Here is a 13,287-nt window from a genome sequence, read left to right as displayed (position 1 = left end):
TTCCGTCCCCCCGCGCCTTTGATGCGCCCCCAGGCTAAGGCGCACCGGATCGGGCTAGCGGGGCATGGCGCGCGCCGACATCATCCATGCCGATTTCACGCATTCGGAAGCCGCAACGACAACCGATGCAACGGCAAGGACAGGATGATGAACGACGCGCATCGCTGGTTACACGAACATCCCGAACTGGGATCGGGGCCCATCTCCATCGAACCCTATATCGACCCGGACTGGTATGAACGGGAACGGGAGAAGATATTCAGGAAGGTCTGGCTCTGCGTCGGCCGCGTCGACGAAATCCCCGACAGGGGCGATTACAAGGTCAAGCGCCTCGCCGCCGCCGACACGTCGGTCATCCTGATGCGCGGCAAGGACGATGTCGTGCGCGCCCATCACAATGTCTGCGCGCATCGCGGCAACACCGTCGTCACCGAAACCGGCCCGGAAACCTTCGGCCGCAGCAAGGCGGCCATCGTCACCTGCCGTTTCCACGGCTGGGTCTATGGCGCGGACGGCGCGCTGAAACATGTGCCGAGCGAAGAACGCTTCTACCCATGTTTCGACAGGCAGCGGAACGGCCTGACCCCGATCCACACCGATGTCTGGGAAGGCTTCATCTTCGTCAACCTGGCCGAAAATCCGGACAACAGCCTGACCGATTTTCTGGGCGACTATGCCGCGCATTTCGCGGGCTTCCCCTTTGCCGAACTCAGCTACCAGTTCACCTACCACACCGAACTGGAATGCAATTGGAAGGTCGCGCACGACGCCTTTGCGGAGGCCTATCATGTCGACACCATCCATGCCGGCTCCTTCCCCAACACCTTCTCCACCGGGCTGCAAAATGTGAAGCTGATGGGCCCGCACCGCAGCTGCGCCGTCTGCCTGACGCTGGGCGCAAAACCCACCCCGGTCGCGGGCATCGCCAATAGCATCGCCGGCGCCTCGCTCGTCACCCAGCGCGCCGAAACCATGCTGCCCCCCGCGATCAACCCGGACAAGCGCGACGATTTCGCCTTCGAACTCAGCGTCCTCTTCCCCAACACGCTGATCCATGTGTCGGAGGGCATCTGGTTCACCCACCAATTCTGGCCCATCGCCCATAACCGCACGCTCTGGGAGGGCCGCTATTATGTCCGCCCGCCAAAGACCAACGCCGAACGCTGGGCCATCGAACATGCGATGACGCTTCAGCGCAACGCCTGGCTGGAGGACACCGCCACCATGGAGGACACGCAAAGGGCGATGCAGTCCCGCGCCAAGCTCGTCCAGAATCTCCAGGACGACGAAATCCTCATCCGCCACAGCGCCGCCGTGGTCGACCGATATGTCAATGCGTGAGGGGGAAAAGACCATGACGCAACCCACTTTGCCCACCGGCTTCGAAGACCTCTCCCTTTGCCTCGACTGGAACCTGCCCACCGCCGACCAGCGCCAGCGCAAGCGGCAGGCATCGAGCGCGGCGGAACTGCGCGCTTTCTACGACCGCATGCTGCCCCGCCTGCCGGACGCGCTGGCGGAGGTCGACCGCTTCCCGCTGGGCGCGCTGCCGGAAAGCCACCACGCCCTCTACAATCTCGCCCTCTCGCTGGCCGAGGTCGCCCCGCATATCGAACTATATTCCGGCTCCCCCGGCGTCCCCTATGCGTTCGAGGAGGCGCGCTTCGTCGCCGTCCATGGCGGGCAGGAGACATGGCGCGGGCTGCGCCCGATGGCCGCCTGAATATGGCCTCCCTGCCCATGGAGGAACGGCTGTTCCGCATCGAAGCGCGCCAGGAGATGGAAGGTCTCGTGGCGCGCTACGCCCACGGCGCGGACCGAAGGAACGATCCGGCGATCATGCGACCGCTGTTCCACGCGGACGCGGTCTGGTCGGCGGAGGGCTTCGCCACCTTCCACGGCGCCGCCGCCATTGCCCGGGGCCTCGCCCGCATCGCCGCCGAACAGGTGCTGTGGTCGATCCACTATATGGTCGCCCCCCATGTCGAATTTATGGAAGACGCCCGCTCGGCGCGCTGCCGCTGGTATCTTTGGGAACTGTCCACCATGGCCGGGGACTCCGGCCCGGAGGACCGCTGGCTGGGCGGCTGGTACGACAGCCTGACGATATATGAGGAAGAAGAATGGAAATTCACGTCCGTGAAGCTGGACCTGCGCGTGCAGGGCGTGGCGACGCCCCCCTGGGCGATCAAGAAGGCGTTCGCCCCATGATCCGCCTCTGCGCAATCGACGATCTCAGCGAAGACGAAGTGCATCGCGTCGAACTGGACGGCGGCCACGGCATCGCCGTCTATCTGCTGGACGGGGAGGTGTTCGCCACCGACGACCTCTGCACCCATGGCGAAGCCTCGCTGGCGGAAGGCGAGATAGAGGATGGCAGGATCGTCTGCCCCTTCCACCTCGGCAGCTTCGACATCAGGACCGGCGCGGCCTGCGCGGCCCCCTGCTCCATCGCGCTCAAGACCTACGCGGTGGAGATCATCGACGGCGCGGTGCATATCGCGCCCTGATGGTCGGTGCAGCGCTTGAGTCAAACCTCCACCCTGCTCCTGCGAAGGAAGGAACCCAGTCCCGCCGCTGGAACTGGACTCTCACGAGCCACTCGTCTCGTTCGAGTGCCTTCGCAGGAGCAGGCCGTACCTCAATCCCACCGGAACAGAACCGACACGCGCCCGCCCCTCACCCCTTCAACTGCCGCAACGTAGCCGAGGGCCGCTCCCCGAACCGCTCCGCATAGTCACGCGCGAATTTGCTCAGATGGCTGAACCCGCAGGCCAGCGCGACATCGGTCACGCTATGCCCCTCCTCCACGCCGCCCAGCAGCATCTTGCGCGCCAGGTCCAGCCGCACATTTTTGAGGTAGACCATCGGCGTCACCCCGCGAAACCGCCGGAACCCCGCATGCAGCGACCGCGCGCTGACCCCGGAAATCTCGATCATGTCGATCAGGGAGATCGCCTCGCACGCATGGCCCCGCACGAAATCCTCGACGCGCCGCACATAATAGGGCGCTGGCCCGGATGGCGCGCTGTCGAACAGTTCGGAATGATTGTGCGGCACCGCCGCCAGCAGCAGGCGCTTCAGCGTATCCTCCACCGCGCCGCTCGCGCGGGGATGGGTATAGCCCGTCAGCCCGTAATCGATGTCGTCGCAGATCGTCCGGACCAGATGGGCAAAGGCCTGCGCCGCCCCCACCAGCGGCACCGGCCGGGTCGAAAAGACCAGATCGTCCAGCCGGAACCCCAGTTCGCTCGCCAGCACCTGCTCCAGATCGGCCTTGGGTATCTTGATGGTGAAATGCTTGTAGCCCGCCTCGAACGTCTGGCGGAAATGCGAATCCGGGGCCAGCACGCACATCTCGCCGGGCGCCAGGCTGAAACTGTCCCTGTCATGGGTGATGAAGGACGTGCCCGTCAGCGAGAATTGCACCAGATAGATCTGCCCCATCTGCGGCACGTCGATGGAAATCCGCCCGAAGGGATTGCCATAATCCTGCGCGTTGAAGGTCAGCGCCTTGAGCTGCGCCTGATTGTGGCGGAAATCGATCGGCGGCCGCCCGCCCTGCACGTCCAGCCTGTGGGGGCAGAACATCCGGCTCATATGCGCCTCGACATCGCCCGCGTCGGTGCTGCTGAACCTGTTCCACTGAACCAGCGGAAGCGCCTCGCCATTCCAGAAGCGGCTCGGCGCAGCCATTTGCGTCAACATGCTCGTCCTCCCTGGCCCGGTCCCCGACCCGGCTTGAAACGCCTGCCTCGCTCCGGTGGACGCTGCCCACCCCGGCGACGGATCATCGACACGGCCCTCCCTCGGCTGCATCGACATCCGGAAAATGACGCGCCGGACATGGCGGTCCCGCGATCCGGAACGCAGCGTGCCGGAAGCGCGGACAACCGCCCTTTGCAGGCCGTCATGGCTGGATGTCGTTACAGCCTCGTCCCTTTCGCGATGACACTCTTATTACAGGGCCGGGTCAAGCCTGCCGCCCGAAAAGACCGCGCGATCAGGGCAAGGCCTGCGCTCAGGGGATAGTGGCAGCGACGATTTTGGCCCAGCTTCGAAGCATCGGCATGGGCTGTCGCCGGCCCGAACGATCCGCAATGTCGATGGGAAACAGGCCGTTGCCCCTCGCCGCCCGGCAATCCGTTCGCGCGGCGCGGCGGCGGCGCGCCCGCGACGGCCCGGAAACGCGCCGGATCGTCGCCCGGCGACCGCGCACAGGGGAGGAGAATCGCATTGAACGAGCAAACGGACGTCCTCATCGTCGGCGGCGGCCATGCGGGCGCGCATCTGGCCATTGCGCTGCGGCAGAAGGGCTTTGCCGGCAGCATCGCCGTGGCGGGCGAAGAGGACTGCCTGCCCTATGACCGCCCTCCCCTCTCCAAGGCCTATCTGGTCGGCGCCATGCAGATCGACCGGCTGCTGCTGCGGGACAGCGGTTATTGGGACGAACAGCGGGTCCGGTTCGAACTGGGATGCAGGGTCCGTTCGCTCGATCCCGCCGGGCGGCGCGCCGAACTGGACAATGGCCGGACGATCCGCTTCGGATGGTGCGTGCTGGCGACGGGCGGCAGGGCGCGCACCCTGCGCTGCCCCGGTTCCGGCCTGCCGGGCATCCATCATCTGCGTACCGTCGCGGATGTGGACGCCATTCGGGCGGGGCTTCGCGGCGGCGGCCGGGTCGGCCTCGTCGGCGCGGGCTATGTCGGGCTGGAGGTCGCGGCGGCGGCGCGCGAAATGGGGCATGAAGTCGTCGTCGTGGAGGCGCAGCCCCGCGTCCTCCAGCGCGTCACCTCCCCCCTGCTCTCCGATTTCTTCGAACGGCAGCATCGCCGCCGGGGCGTCGACCTGCGCCTGGGCGAACGGATTGCGGGCTTTTCCGGCGCGGATCGCGTCTCTGCCATCCGCCTGGCCTCGGGCGGGGAAATCCCCGTCGACATCGCCATCGTCGGCATCGGCATCGATGCGGAAACGGCGCTCGCGGAACAGGCGGGCATCGCCTGCGACGGCGGCGTGCTGGTGGACGGATATTGCCGGACCTCGGCGGAAGGCATATTGGCGATAGGCGACTGCGCGCGGCACCCCAATCCCCATGCGGGCGGGCTCTGGCGGCTCGAATCCGTGCAGCATGCGATGGATTCCGCCGCCACCGCCGCCGACACCATATTGGGGGCGCCGGCCGAATATCGCGCGCTGCCGACCTTCTGGTCCGACCAGTATGACATCAGGCTGCAATCCGCCGGCCTCAACCGGGATGCCGACGACATGGTCGTGCGCGGCGATCCGGAAAACGGTCCGTTCACCGCCCTCTATCTGCGCGGGGGCCGGGTGATCGCGGTCGACGCCATCAACAGCCCCAGGGATTTCATGGGCGCCCGCACCCTGATCCTGAAGGGCGTCGCGGTCGACCGGACAAAGCTGGCCGATCCCGCCATCCCCGTGAAGATGGCGGCCTGAACGCCCGATCTCCCGCCGAAGGCGGCGGTGGGGGATCGGCCCGCGCCCCTATAAGCGCTCCCGCATCCCCCGCGTCACCTCCTCCAGAAAATCCGCCGCCGCCCGCACCCTGGGCAGCCTCTGCAGATCGGCATGCATCACCAGCCAATAGCTGCGCCACACCTCCATCGACTCCGGCATCGACTCCGGAAACAACTGCACCAGCCGCTCGTCCTCCGCCGCCGCGAAGACATGCAGCACGCCCAGCCCCATCCCCGCCGCCACCGCCGCATGCTGCGCGGCGCTGGAACTGGCGCGGAAGACGATGGCCGCGCCGGGCAACAGCTGGTCCAGCGCGATCATCTCCGCGAACCCGGCCAGTTCCTCGATATAGGAAACGAAGACATGACGGCTCAGGTCGCCCCGCCCCGTCGGCACCCCCTCCCGCGCCAGATAGGCTTTCGACGCATAGAGGCCCAGGCGGTAATCGGCCAGCTTGCGGGTCACGAACCGTCCCTTGGGCGGCGGCTTCAGCATCACGGCGATCTCCGCCTCCCGCCGCGACAGGCTGGCCGCCTTGCTTTCGGACGCAAGCTCCAGCGTCAGGCGCGGATGCCGCTCCCGCAACTCGGCCACGCGCGGCGCGATCAGATGGCTGGCAAAGGCCTCCGGCGTGGCGAGCCGCACCGTCCCCTCCACCTCCCGGTCGCGCCCCGCGACGCTGCTCATCGCGGCGAGCAGCTCGCTCTCGATCCGCTCGGCATGGGAAACCAGCGCGAAGGCGGCGGGCGTGGGCGTCACCCCGCGCGGGCTGCGGTCGAACAGGCGCGCGCCCAGCGTCGCCTCCATATTGGTCAGGCGGCGGGCGACCGTGCTATGGTCCACCCCGACCCGGCGCGCGGCGGCCAGCATGTTGCCCTCCCGCATCACGGCCAGGAACAGGCGCAGCTCATCGGAATTCAGCATGGGCAAATCCGCACAACCAATGTGTCCACATACCCGTATATCTGCAAAGCTGACCCGTCTATACCAAAGCCATCCACCGGCAGGAGAGGAAACCGGAAAAATGCGTTCAATTACTCATTTCATTCATGGACAATCCGCCCCGCTCGCCGGCGCCCGCCTGTCCGACGTGCTGAACCCCGCCACCGGCGCTGTCCAGGCGCAGGTCGAACTCGCCACCGCCGCCCATCTCCAGAAGGCGGTGGATTCCGCCCTCGCCGCCCAGCCCGAATGGGCCGCCACCAACCCCCAGCGCCGCGCCCGCGTCATGTTCCGCTTCAAGGAACTGATCGAACAGAATATGGACGAACTCGCCGTCCTGCTCTCCTCCGAACATGGCAAGGTCGTCGCTGATGCCAGGGGCGACATCCAGCGCGGCCTGGAAGTCGTCGAATTCGCCTGCGGCATCCCCCATCTGCTGAAGGGCGAATACACCCAGGGCGCGGGTCCGGGCATCGACGTCTATTCCATGCGCCAGCCGCTGGGCATCGCCGCTGGCATCACCCCCTTCAACTTCCCCGCGATGATCCCCCTCTGGATGAGCGCCATGGCCATCGCCTGCGGCAACGCCTTCATCCTCAAGCCCTCCGAACGCGACCCCTCCGTCCCGGTGCGCCTCGCTGAACTCGCCATAGAGGCAGGCATGCCCGCCGGCATCCTGAACGTCGTCCATGGCGACAAGGAGATGGTCGACGCCATTCTCGACCACCCGGCCATCAAGGCGGTCAGCTTCGTCGGATCGTCCGACATCGCCAATTACGTCTATGCCCGCGGCGCGCAGAACGGCAAGCGCGTCCAGGCGATGGGCGGGGCCAAGAATCACGGCATCATCCTGCCCGACGCCGACATGGATCAGGCAGTGGCCGACATCGTCGGCGCGGCCTATGGTTCGGCGGGCGAACGCTGCATGGCGCTGCCGGTGGTCGTGCCGGTGGGCGAAGCCACGGCCGATGCCTTCCGCGCCAAGCTGCTGGACGCCATCGAAACGCTGCGCCCCGGCATCCCTACCGATCCCGACGCGCAATATGGCCCGCTCGTCACCGGCGTGCACAAGGCCCGTGTCGAAAGCTATATCCAGATGGCCGCCGACGAAGGCGCGGAGATCGTGGTCGACGGACGCGGCTTCTCGCTTCAGGGCTATGAGGAGGGCTTCTACCTCGCCCCGACGCTGATCGACCGGGTGACGCCGCAGATGAAAAGCTATCAGGACGAGATTTTCGGCCCGGTGCTCCAGATCCTGCGCGCCCAGACCTTCGAGGAGGCGCTCAGCTATCCGTCGAAGCATCAATATGGCAACGGCGTCGCCATCTTCACCCGCAACGGCGACTATGCGCGCAAATTCGCCGCCGATGTCGAAGTGGGCATGGTCGGCATCAACGTGCCGATCCCGGTGCCGGTCGCCTATCACAGCTTCGGCGGCTGGAAGCGCTCGGGCTTCGGCGATCTCGACCAGTATGGCATGGACGGCGTGCGCTTCTACACCCGCACCAAGAAGATCACGCAGCGCTGGCCCGACGGCGGCGCGGTGATCGACCAGAGCTTTGTCATCCCGACGATGCGATAGGCTTCTGCCCGGCAGGGGAACGGAAGCGCCCGCTTGTCCGTTCCCCAGGGTGATGAGCCAGTACCCCGTCACCTTCGATCCCCCGCCGGAGGCTGCCGAATTCTACGCCGAAAGCCTTGCGCATCTGGTGGAATCCGGCATCCCATTCATGCTGTCGGGCACCTATGCTCTGGGATGCCATACCGGCATCATGCGGCCGACCAAGGATCTGGACGTCTTCTGCAAGCCCGGCGATGCGCCCCGCATCCTCGCCTATTTCAAGGCGCTGGGACATCGCGTCGAATTCGAGGATGAACGCTGGATCGGCAAGGTCTGGCGCGGCGGCAATTTCTTCGACGTCATCTACAACATCTCCTCCGCCAGCCTGCCCGTGACGGAGGAATGGTTCCGCGACGTCTCCCATGCGGAGGTCTATGGCACGACGGTGCGGATCACGCCGCCGACCGAATTCATCCTCTCGAAGGTCTTCATTCAGGACCGCTACCGCTATGACGGCGCGGACGTCGCGCACATCATCCTGCGGCAGCATGAACATATCGACTGGCAACGCCTGCTGGACGCAATGGAACTGCACTGGGAAGTGCTGCTCATCCACCTGCTGAATTTCCGCTTCATCTATCCGACGGAACGCCATTGCATCCCGCTCTGGCTGTTCGAGGAATTGCTGGGGCGTTTGCAGACCCGCGCCGAACTGCCCGTCCCCAATCTGCGCGTGTGCCGGGGACGGCTGCTGTCGCCGCGCGACTATCTGGTCGACATCACCGAATGGGGCTTTGCCGACGTGGTCGGCAAGGGGCTGGAGGAGAGCCATGATCGCAACCAGTGAGCCGCGGCCTAAGGACAGCCTTGTCCTCGCCGCTGTCGGGGACCTGCATGTCACCGATGCGTCCGAACATCGCTACCGCGCCATGTTCGAGGAGATTTCGGCTCAGGCGGACATATTGGCGCTATGCGGCGACCTCACCAATTTCGGCAAGACGCGGGAGGCCGAGATACTGGCCGAAGACCTGCGAAGCTGCACCATTCCGACGGTCGCGGTACTGGGCAATCACGACCATGAATGCGGCCAGCCTGAGGTCGTGGCGCAGATATTGCGCGGCGCGGGTGTGACCGTGCTGGACGATCAGGCGGTCGAGATAAAGGGCATCGGCTTTGCCGGGGTAAAGGGCTTTGTCGGCGGTTTCGGCCGGGGGGAGCTTGGCGCTTTCGGGGAAAGCGCGATCAAGGGCTTCGTCGAGGAATCGATCAACGAGGCGCGCAAACTGGAAAATGCGCTGCGATCCCTGCGGACGGAACGGACCGTGGCCGTGCTGCACTATGCGCCGGTGGTGGACACGGTGCAGGGGGAGCCGCAGGAGATTTTCCCCTTTCTCGGTTCCTCACGGCTGGCCGAAGCGATCGACAGGTTCGACAATGTCCGCTTCGCCGTCCACGGCCACGCTCATCGCGGCGCCTTTGAGGGGAAAACGCCCGGCGGCGTTCCGGTCTATAATTGCGCGCAGTTCGTGCTGTCGGAGCGGTTCGACCGTCCCTACGCGCTGATCGCCATTTGACGAGCACGCGCCGGCTTCACAGGACGCCTGAACCAGAAGGTCCAGACCGTCAGCGTGCCGAGCAGCGTCATCGCCAGGCCCGACAGGGTCATGACCAGCCTGAACGCCAGACCGCCGACCTTCGCCGCGTGGAGCGGGTAGAGCAGATTATAGCCCTTCGCCGCCATCGGCAGCGTCGCGGCATCGCGCGCCGCGACCAGCGCGCCGCTGTCCGCCGCGAACCAGAGGGTGGTGCGGCCATTGGGCAGCCATTCCTGCGGCCGCCGCATGCGGAGTGTGATCAACCCATTATTCTTGCGCGGCAGGCTGAGGCTGCGCAACTCCGCATCGGGAAAGCGCGCCTTGGCCGTCAAGACCATGGCCCCCCAATCGAGCCCTTCGCCGAGTTTGGCGTCGCGCGGCGGCGGTGGAGCGAGCGCCCTGTCGATCTGCGCTGGCGCCCCCGGCCCGAACAGCAGCGCCGCCATCGGCCGGAACACCAGCACGGCCCCTGTGACCAGCGACAGCAGCAGCAGCGGCGCGACGACGACGCCCAGATCGCGGTGATGCCGCACGATCGCAGGGCGGCTCATCCGCGCCGGCCATAGGCGCCATTCGAAAGTCCGCCGCGTGCGCCACCAGAGGATGAGGCCGGTGAACACGAAGAACAGGCCGCAAAGGGCGGCGATGCCGATCACCCAATCGCCCGTCTCGCCGGAAAAGAGATGATGGTGGAAGTCGAACAGCCAGAGTTCGGGCCGCTCCCACTGGCTGCTCCACCGCGTCACCATGGCACCCCGCTGGTCTGCATAGGCGCCGCCGCCATTCTCGAACAGCAGCTTCAGCAACCCGAAATCATCGGACGCATAGCTGATCGACTGGGGCCGTCCCGCCTGATCGGCCATGATGCGCTGCGTCGTCTCGGCCAGTTGGCGGACATCCTCCACGCGCGGGTCGCCGGCATGGGGCGCCAGGGTCCAGGCATTTTTATGCACCAGCAACGCGCCGCTAAGGCCCAGAAGGGCGAGCAGCAGCCCGATCAGCCCGCCGGTCCAGCGATGGAGGGTGTCGATCAGCTTCACTAGAACCTATAGTCCCATGAGAGGGTGAAATTGCGGCCGCGTCCCGCGAAATAATGGGCGTTGTCATTGGGCCGGACGGTCTGGCTGTAATAATCGATGTAGAATGTGTCGAAGATATTCTGCGCCGCGAGCGTCAATGCCCCGAACCGGGTCTGATAGCGCAGCGACAGATCGGTCACGTCATAACCGTCGAACCGGTAGAGCGGCGGATAGGCGCCCGGCGTCCGTTCGAACTGCCGGGACAGGAAGAATTGCGTCTGGATGCGCGCTGAAACCGGACCGTGCACATAGCTGGCGGCCAGGTTCAGACGGTCTGGCGAGATATTGGCGCCGTCCAGATCGCGATCCACCTTGTCGATGCCATTGTCCGATCCGTCGGAGCGACCGATCAGATGGGCATAGCCGGTCGAGAGGGTCAGCCCCGGCAGCGGCATCTTGGCTGACAGGTTCAGTTCCAGCCCCTGTATTTCCACCCGCTGACGCTGGACCTCGAACACCCCGCCGCTCTGCACCAGCAGCGATCCGTTCTTGCTGGTGGACCAGAAATAGGCCGCGCTGGCGTCGATCGGGCCTCGCTTCACTTCGAATCCGATCTCCCGGTTGTTGGAGACGATCGGGCTGATATTCACATAATCGTCAATGTCGACGCCGGGCGTGGCGACTGCGCGGGCGATCCGGCCGACATCGGGCACGGTATAGCCCTCGGCATAGCTGGCATAGGCGCGGATGCCGGCCCAGGGTTCCAGGATCACGCCACCATTGAGCAGCGTATCGCTGAAAGTCGGCCTGCCGCCCGCGACGTCGACGCCGCCGCCATAGGTCCAGAGGGTGTGATAGTCGTCGATGCTGATGCGCACATCCTCATGACGCAATCCGCCCGCCACGCGCAGCTTCTTGTCGAACAACGCCAGATTGAACTGGGCGAAGGGCGCAAGGCTGCGATAGTCGGTCGGCGGCACCCAGGTCCGACCGGTCGCGATCAGCCGCTGTTCGGTCAGGTCATAGAGCGCGTCAAAGCCAATGGTGGCGGTCAGCGCCTCGAACCCCGGCATCGCGCGTTCATAGCTGATCTTGCCGCCATATTTGCGGCTGCGGTTCTGCGACTGGTCGAACAGCGTATCCCTGGGCGCGATGCGCGGGTCCTGGAAGCTGGCGATCGGCGCCACCTCCCCGCCATAGGTGTCGCGCGAGCGGTTGAAGAAGAGCTGGGCGATGAAATTGCCGCCCCACAAATCGCTGTCGGTCAGTGTCACCGCCGCGCTTTCGGTACGGTTGGTGGCGGGAACGCCCGGCGGCGTGCCGCGCACAGAGGTGGTCGGCCGGTCGACGCGATAGTCACCGTCCGCTGCGACATAATCGCCCTCTCCCTTCAACTGGAAGCGGCTCATGGTCAGGTCCAGCCGCGCGCTGTCGCTGAGCGCATAGCCGAAGCGGCCGAACAACGACCAACTCCGGCTATCCTGCGTCTCGCCCTGGGTCAGGTCGGTGCCGACGCGATTGCCATGGCCGTCGTAAAAGGCGCCGCGCTTCTCATAGGCTGCGCCCACCGTCGCATCCCACCGCCCGGAACGCCAGCCGATCAGCCCCGCCACCTTGCCCCCGATGCCGTCGCTGCGAAAGCCGGTGTCGGCATTGCCCTGCGCCAGCATCCGGCCGGTCAGTCCATCCGCCTGGGGAGGCGCAACGGTCACCTGGTTGACGATGCCGCCCGTGCCGCCGATCCCCTGCAGCGCATTGGAGCCGTAGATCAGCTCCACCCGGTCGATGAAGAAAGGATCGATGGTGAAGCCATCCCTCGCTCCGTCGCGCAGCGGAGCGGTCTGCGGAATGCCGTTGATCGCATAGAGCGGCGAGCGGCCGCGCAGCGTCTCCCCCGCGCCGGACAGCTTCTGCCGCGTGGGCGAGAAGGAGGGGGTCAGCGCGGACACCGCATCGACAATGGACCCGCCGATTGCGACCTGCTGGTTGAGCGTTTCCTGATCGATGACGTCGATGGTCATCGGCAGGGCGTTGGCGGGCAGGATCGTGCGCGCCGCGGTCACGATGATCGGGCCGGCATCCTCGGCTGCAGGTTCGGACTGGGCCAGCGCAGGCTGGCTCAACAGCGCAAGCGCGCTGGTGGCGAACAGGACAGACGAGCGGATATGCATTCTTTCCCCCATAAGGCTGCTCGTCCGCTAGCCAAATGAGCAGGATGTTGCAAGTCATTAGCAGTATAAGAAGGGTGTTTTGCGGGTCGGCCTGCGTGCACCCTAGCTTTCGATCAATGCTTTCAGGGCCTTTAGGTCGCGGTTGATCCAGCGGATGTCGGCGGCGAATCGGTCATCGTCCATGTCGGGTTGGCGGAACAGCGTCAGCATGACTTCCGCCCCTTCGCCATTCTGCACGACGCGCAGCGGGACAAACACCTCCTCGCCGTTGCCCAGGTCGACATGATGATCCATCACGCCATAGACATTATGCGGCGTGAAGCGGATGCGGATCGGACCTTCGGGGCCATCGGCCAGCCAGTGCGCGCCTTCCTGCCGCAAGCCGGATTCGGCAAGGCCCGACGCCCAGCGCGGGAAATATTCCGGCCGCCAGATGATTTCGTAAAGTGCGCGCCAATCGCGGGCGATGGTGATGCTGAAGGTTCGGGCGGGCAGCATGTCGCTCTCCAATGAATCGTTGC

13 protein-coding genes are annotated in these 13,287 nt (G+C 65.6%); 8 read left to right on the top strand and 5 right to left on the bottom strand.

Annotated features, from left to right (window positions below; genetic code table 11):
- Positions 1 to 144 precede the first annotated feature (144 nt).
- Genes H5V43_RS16685 through H5V43_RS16670 form a run of 4 tightly spaced genes read left to right on the top strand, consistent with a single transcriptional unit; the run spans position 145 to position 2,510 of the window.
- Positions 145 to 1,341, top strand: coding sequence for an aromatic ring-hydroxylating oxygenase subunit alpha (locus H5V43_RS16685; RefSeq protein ID WP_226870203.1), 1,197 nt, complete (start codon positions 145 to 147; stop codon positions 1,339 to 1,341).
- A 13-nt stretch (positions 1,342 to 1,354) separates the two neighbouring features.
- Entirely contained in the window at positions 1,355 to 1,723 is a 369-nt protein-coding gene (locus H5V43_RS16680; protein ID WP_025548487.1) for a hypothetical protein, read from the top strand.
- A complete protein-coding gene (locus H5V43_RS16675; RefSeq protein WP_025548485.1) occupies positions 1,693 to 2,211 on the top strand; it encodes a nuclear transport factor 2 family protein in 519 nt (172 codons plus the stop codon). Before H5V43_RS16680 ends, H5V43_RS16675 begins: the two co-directional genes overlap by 31 nt.
- Positions 2,208 to 2,510, top strand: coding sequence for a non-heme iron oxygenase ferredoxin subunit (locus H5V43_RS16670; protein ID WP_044660979.1), 303 nt, complete (start codon positions 2,208 to 2,210; stop codon positions 2,508 to 2,510). Before H5V43_RS16675 ends, H5V43_RS16670 begins: the two co-directional genes overlap by 4 nt.
- A gap of 169 nt (positions 2,511 to 2,679) precedes the next feature.
- Here H5V43_RS16670 and H5V43_RS16665 read toward each other — a convergent pair whose 3' ends face one another.
- Complete coding sequence (locus H5V43_RS16665) at positions 2,680 to 3,708, bottom strand: AraC family transcriptional regulator (protein ID WP_037482097.1); 1,029 nt, start codon at positions 3,706 to 3,708, stop codon at positions 2,680 to 2,682.
- Between the two features lie 528 nt (positions 3,709 to 4,236).
- On the opposite strand from H5V43_RS16665, the gene H5V43_RS16660 reads away from it, so the two are divergent.
- Positions 4,237 to 5,457 carry an NAD(P)/FAD-dependent oxidoreductase gene (locus H5V43_RS16660; RefSeq protein WP_025548480.1) on the top strand — a complete coding sequence of 407 codons (1,221 nt, stop codon included), beginning with the start codon at positions 4,237 to 4,239 and terminating at the stop codon, positions 5,455 to 5,457.
- A gap of 48 nt (positions 5,458 to 5,505) precedes the next feature.
- Here the strand turns inward: H5V43_RS16660 and H5V43_RS16655 are convergent, their stop codons facing one another.
- Entirely contained in the window at positions 5,506 to 6,402 is an 897-nt protein-coding gene (locus H5V43_RS16655; protein ID WP_193666844.1) for a LysR family transcriptional regulator, read from the bottom strand.
- A 100-nt stretch (positions 6,403 to 6,502) separates the two neighbouring features.
- Between H5V43_RS16655 and H5V43_RS16650 the strand changes: the two genes are divergently transcribed.
- From H5V43_RS16650 to H5V43_RS16640, 3 genes are read left to right on the top strand one after another with little or no spacing between them, the layout of a single operon-like run.
- Positions 6,503 to 8,002 (top strand): CoA-acylating methylmalonate-semialdehyde dehydrogenase, encoded by a 1,500-nt coding sequence (locus H5V43_RS16650; protein WP_025548478.1) that lies wholly within the window; start codon positions 6,503 to 6,505, stop codon positions 8,000 to 8,002.
- A gap of 52 nt (positions 8,003 to 8,054) precedes the next feature.
- Entirely contained in the window at positions 8,055 to 8,828 is a 774-nt protein-coding gene (locus H5V43_RS16645) for a nucleotidyltransferase family protein (RefSeq protein WP_025548477.1), read from the top strand.
- On the top strand, positions 8,812 to 9,555 hold the full coding sequence (locus H5V43_RS16640) for a metallophosphoesterase family protein (RefSeq protein ID WP_025548476.1): 744 nt from the start codon (positions 8,812 to 8,814) through the stop codon (positions 9,553 to 9,555). Before H5V43_RS16645 ends, H5V43_RS16640 begins: the two co-directional genes overlap by 17 nt.
- Here the strand turns inward: H5V43_RS16640 and H5V43_RS16635 are convergent.
- The 3 genes from H5V43_RS16635 to H5V43_RS16625 form a co-directional block, all read right to left on the bottom strand.
- Positions 9,534 to 10,616 carry a PepSY-associated TM helix domain-containing protein gene (locus tag H5V43_RS16635; protein WP_193666843.1) on the bottom strand — a complete coding sequence of 361 codons (1,083 nt, stop codon included), beginning with the start codon at positions 10,614 to 10,616 and terminating at the stop codon, positions 9,534 to 9,536. The genes H5V43_RS16640 and H5V43_RS16635 overlap by 22 nt on opposite strands.
- On the bottom strand, positions 10,616 to 12,766 hold the full coding sequence (locus tag H5V43_RS16630; RefSeq protein ID WP_025548475.1) for a TonB-dependent receptor: 2,151 nt from the start codon (positions 12,764 to 12,766) through the stop codon (positions 10,616 to 10,618). The genes H5V43_RS16635 and H5V43_RS16630 overlap by 1 nt, the downstream gene beginning before the upstream one ends.
- 102 nt (positions 12,767 to 12,868) lie before the next feature.
- A complete protein-coding gene (locus tag H5V43_RS16625) occupies positions 12,869 to 13,264 on the bottom strand; it encodes a hypothetical protein (RefSeq protein ID WP_025548474.1) in 396 nt (131 codons plus the stop codon).
- Positions 13,265 to 13,287 lie beyond the last annotated feature (23 nt).

Source organism: Sphingobium fuliginis (assembly GCF_015074805.1).
GTDB classification, from domain to species: domain Bacteria; phylum Pseudomonadota; class Alphaproteobacteria; order Sphingomonadales; family Sphingomonadaceae; genus Sphingobium; species Sphingobium fuliginis.
This window is presented reverse-complemented; position numbering and strand designations above follow the sequence as displayed.

Coding starts and splice junctions, on each gene's coding strand:
- H5V43_RS16685 (WP_226870203.1), top strand. CDS start 145: ATGATGAACGACGCGCATCGCTGGTTACACGAACATCCCGAACTGGGA.
- H5V43_RS16680 (WP_025548487.1), top strand. CDS start 1,355: ATGACGCAACCCACTTTGCCCACCGGCTTCGAAGACCTCTCCCTTTGC.
- H5V43_RS16675 (WP_025548485.1), top strand. CDS start 1,693: ATGGCGCGGGCTGCGCCCGATGGCCGCCTGAATATGGCCTCCCTGCCC.
- H5V43_RS16670 (WP_044660979.1), top strand. CDS start 2,208: ATGATCCGCCTCTGCGCAATCGACGATCTCAGCGAAGACGAAGTGCAT.
- H5V43_RS16665 (WP_037482097.1), bottom strand. CDS start 3,708: ATGTTGACGCAAATGGCTGCGCCGAGCCGCTTCTGGAATGGCGAGGCG.
- H5V43_RS16655 (WP_193666844.1), bottom strand. CDS start 6,402: ATGCTGAATTCCGATGAGCTGCGCCTGTTCCTGGCCGTGATGCGGGAG.
- H5V43_RS16650 (WP_025548478.1), top strand. CDS start 6,503: ATGCGTTCAATTACTCATTTCATTCATGGACAATCCGCCCCGCTCGCC.
- H5V43_RS16645 (WP_025548477.1), top strand. CDS start 8,055: ATGAGCCAGTACCCCGTCACCTTCGATCCCCCGCCGGAGGCTGCCGAA.
- H5V43_RS16640 (WP_025548476.1), top strand. CDS start 8,812: ATGATCGCAACCAGTGAGCCGCGGCCTAAGGACAGCCTTGTCCTCGCC.
- H5V43_RS16630 (WP_025548475.1), bottom strand. CDS start 12,766: ATGCATATCCGCTCGTCTGTCCTGTTCGCCACCAGCGCGCTTGCGCTG.
- H5V43_RS16625 (WP_025548474.1), bottom strand. CDS start 13,264: ATGCTGCCCGCCCGAACCTTCAGCATCACCATCGCCCGCGATTGGCGC.